Here is a 2596-nt window from a genome sequence, read left to right as displayed (position 1 = left end):
CTTGGCAGAGGATTTAAACTGACGTTTGCACCCTTGTTTAAAAAAGACAAAACAGAAGGAATTAACTCCTTTAAGGCGCTGGCCACTTCCATTTCAGCGCAGGTGGGAACAGGAAACCTCGCAGGAGTGGCGACAGCCATCGCTTCAGGTGGCCCCGGCGCCATCTTTTGGATGTGGCTCAGTTCATTTTTCGGTATGGCAACGATCTTTTCAGAAGCGGTACTCGCTCAAAAATACCGTGTGAAGAAAGGGAATCATTATATCGGTGGTCCGGCTTACTATATTCGCGACGGCCTTGGCAGCCGTGGGCTTGCGATCTTCTTTGCAATCGCCATTATCATCGCGCTCGGCTTCGTCGGAAACATGGTGCAATCCAACGCAATCACCGTAGCGATGAACCAGGCCATCGGGACTCAGTCCATGACTGTGAACCTGATCATCGGTGTTTTGGTCGCTGTTTTTGTTGGGTTGATTTTATTCGGCGGAATCAGCCGCATTTCCAACTTTGCCGGTAACGTCGTGCCATTTATGGCCCTTCTTTACATCGTAGGAAGCCTGGTTATACTTGTCACTCATGCAGATCAGGTCATTCCAACGCTTCAATTGATCGTCCAGGCAGCGATTAGTCCGGAAGCCGCAGCAGGCGGAGCACTCGGAGCGACGATTAAAGAAGCGATCCGGTACGGCATTGCCCGAGGATTGTTTTCAAACGAAGCAGGGATGGGTTCTACTCCTCACGCTCATGCGGTCGCCGACGTGAAACACCCCTCACACCAGGGGCTGGTAGCCATGGTTGGTGTATTTATTGATACAGTGATCATTTGTACTCTGACTGCTATGGTTGTGTTGCTCACGAATGCTCACAAATCCGGACTTGAAGGAAGTGCCATCACCCAGGAAGGTTTTGCACGCGGACTAGGTTCATTCGGTACTCCTTTCATAGCCATCTGTTTGTTGTTTTTCGCTTTTACAACAATATTAGGCTGGGCTTATTTCGGCGAAGTCAATGTTAAATTCCTATTCGGTGATCAAGCTGTCGGCGTTTATCGAAGCATCGTGCTCGTGTTTATCGTAGTCGGTGCGCTCGTCCAGGTAGACTTTGTATGGGAAATGGCCGATACGTTTAACGCTTTGATGGTCATTCCTAACATTTTAGCCTTGCTCGGTTTAACAAAGGTAATTAAAGCGAGTTGGAAACAGTCCTTATAAATTCAGATTGAGCATACAAAACCGTCCAGAGTTTATACTCTGGACGGTTTTTTTACTAACTTGAGAAGGATTTGACTCTTCCTATCGAGCTGAATTACGTCTTGTTATAGATTTTTTTAATCCATTAATGCTCCCGATTGTTGAAGACTCTGTTTCGAGGTTTTTCCTGTTTTCCGATACTTGGATAGAAAAAGGAGGTCCAGGAAATCACTCGCTTTCCATGGGAGTATGAATACTTCTTAAACGCAGCATACTGAATAAGTCGCAAAATACAGGAAGACGAATAACTCCTCTCATTTATACGGGTCCGTGAATCTCCTTAAGTTACGGGGGGATGAGAAACGTTAGACTCCCCCGGTCATCATAGGATTTTCCCAATAATACAAGAAAAAACTCCGAAGAGCACCGATGAAACGGGGAGCTTGAGGAAACTTTCGAATGTCGTTACTGAAAAGGCGGTCATGTGTACGTATTTCATTCCAGCCGGTGCAGATGATAGGTAGAAGAAAAATTGACAAGGGGTTCACAAACTTTACGATTCCTTTATTTTAAAAGGGTAAAAGGTTATACACATGTGGAAAAATAAACTAACGTTTTTAGTTACCCACAATTGTCCACAGACTTATGCACAACTATTGTTAATTTTCTAATATTCACAAGTTATCCAACCCTATGAACAGGTTATCCACAGATTCCATCCACATATACACAAACCCATAGGGCTATATGGTAGCGAACATAGGATCTACTACCATATATGCTATTTATCCAGAGGGATATGCACACCCTGTGGATAATGGTTTTAAGTTAAACAAAGAAAAGAGAGGGTCCATTCCGATGGATACCCTCTCTTTTGTTGCTATTCTTGTGATCCTAAAGTTACTGTTACTGTATTCTTTTCTCCGTCACGATAATAGGTGATTTCCATTTCATCACCCGGATCTTTCTCATTGTACAAGTACTTGCGTAAATCAATGATATCCTCGACTTTTTGTCCATCAAGCTCCGTAATAACATCCAACGGCTTCAATCCTGCTTTCGCAGCTGGAGACATCTGCCTAATACTTCGAATGTAAAGGCCGCCTTCGACTTCTTCAGGCAGATTCAATGTGTTATTCCATTCTGATGTCGGAACTTCATTCAATCCATAAGCTTCAATGCCGATATAAGGTCGATTCACCTGACCGAACTCTTCCAGCTCATTGATGATCGGCATCGCTGAATCGATTGGAATAGCAAATCCAATCCCTTCAACAGCAGACTGCGCAATTTTCATTGAGTTGATACCAATCAGCTGACCATCGATATTGATCAGAGCTCCTCCACTGTTCCCCGGGTTGATCGCTGCATCGGTTTGAATAACCTCCGCCTGCCAATCTTCCAGTCC

Annotated in this window: 2 protein-coding genes; one reads left to right on the top strand and one right to left on the bottom strand. The window is 44.6% G+C overall.

Annotated features, from left to right (window positions below):
• Window positions 1–1209 (top strand): sodium:alanine symporter family protein (locus tag LD39_RS18225; protein ID WP_035551278.1); only part of this gene is annotated, 1209 nt, incomplete at its 5' end.
• 859 nt (window positions 1210–2068) lie between these two features.
• Here LD39_RS18225 and LD39_RS18220 read toward each other — a convergent pair.
• Window positions 2069–2596, bottom strand: a 528-nt coding sequence (locus LD39_RS18220; protein ID WP_035551273.1) for a S1C family serine protease, incomplete at its 5' end; no start/stop codon positions are given.

This window comes from Halobacillus sp. BBL2006 (assembly GCF_000786645.1).
Classification (GTDB): domain Bacteria; phylum Bacillota; class Bacilli; order Bacillales; family Halobacillaceae; genus Halobacillus.
Note: the sequence above shows the minus strand (reverse complement) of the source record. Positions and strands in the feature narration are given on the sequence as shown.